Annotated in this window: 3 protein-coding genes; all 3 read right to left on the bottom strand. The window is 57.9% G+C overall.

What is annotated here, in order from left to right; all coding sequences use genetic code 11:
- Positions 1-148: transcription termination/antitermination NusG family protein (locus tag ACR0CG_RS24025; protein ID WP_480528026.1), on the bottom strand; the 148-nt coding region annotated here is incomplete at its 3' end.
- A gap of 192 nt (positions 149-340) precedes the next feature.
- Positions 341-538 carry a preprotein translocase subunit SecE gene (gene secE, locus ACR0CG_RS24020; RefSeq protein WP_170398600.1) on the bottom strand — a complete coding sequence of 66 codons (198 nt, stop codon included), beginning with the start codon at positions 536-538 and terminating at the stop codon, positions 341-343.
- An 80-nt stretch (positions 539-618) separates the two neighbouring features.
- Positions 619-741: cbb3-type cytochrome oxidase assembly protein CcoS (gene ccoS / locus ACR0CG_RS24015; RefSeq protein ID WP_480528024.1), on the bottom strand; the 123-nt coding region annotated here is incomplete at its 5' end.

The raw sequence follows: 741 nt of genomic DNA, 5'->3' as shown, positions 1-741 counted from the left end.
GGCGCACTTCGATCACCTCTTCGGTGGGCACCAGTACCTCGTCGATATCGTCTTCAAGGCCCTGCTCAGCCACCGACGTGCGGATCTGCTCTGCGATCTTCTTTTCGAAATTCGAAAGAACGCTGACCGAATACCACCGTTTCGCCATGAACCTGTCGTCCTTGTTTGCCTTTGGGCTGCGACGCATCGCGCCCTTCGTTGAAATCCTATTGCGTCACCCGGAATAAAAAGCGGCGCGCAGCCCGATTCGCCGCACGCCCATTCCGAATAGTCATGTCACCTACTCTGACATCGCAAGCTGTGCAAGGGGGCAGTCGCGTTTCGGCTTGCCCAAACCGGCTTAGCTGAACGCGCCGAGTACCAGTTGCAGACCGCCGCGAATGCCCAGATCAACCAGCGCAAAGAACACAGCCGTCAGCGCAGCCATGATGAACACCATGACCGTGGTCAACAGAACCTCACGACGGGTCGGCCAGACGACCTTTGCGACTTCGGCGCGGACCTGCTGAATGAACTGGATCGGGTTTAAGGTTGCCATGAGGCTACAATCTCTCTTCTAGCGGATGGGCCGGACATAGCCGGGCATTGCGGCAATTTCAAGGGCTGTTGACGCCTCTGTCAGGGCTTGGGCTTGTCATCCCATTCGTCGCTGAGGATACGGCGCGCATCGCCTTCCGGATCCTCATACTGGTTCGAGCGGACCGTGTAGATAAACGCAACCAAGCCCACCCCGCCCAAAAG

The organism is Ruegeria sp. AB8 (assembly GCF_056542605.1).
The sequence above is the reverse complement of the archived record's forward strand: the minus strand, read 5'-3'. Positions and strand labels throughout refer to the sequence as shown.

Coding starts and splice junctions, on each gene's coding strand:
- secE (WP_170398600.1), bottom strand. CDS start 538: ATGGCAACCTTAAACCCGATCCAGTTCATTCAGCAGGTCCGCGCCGAA.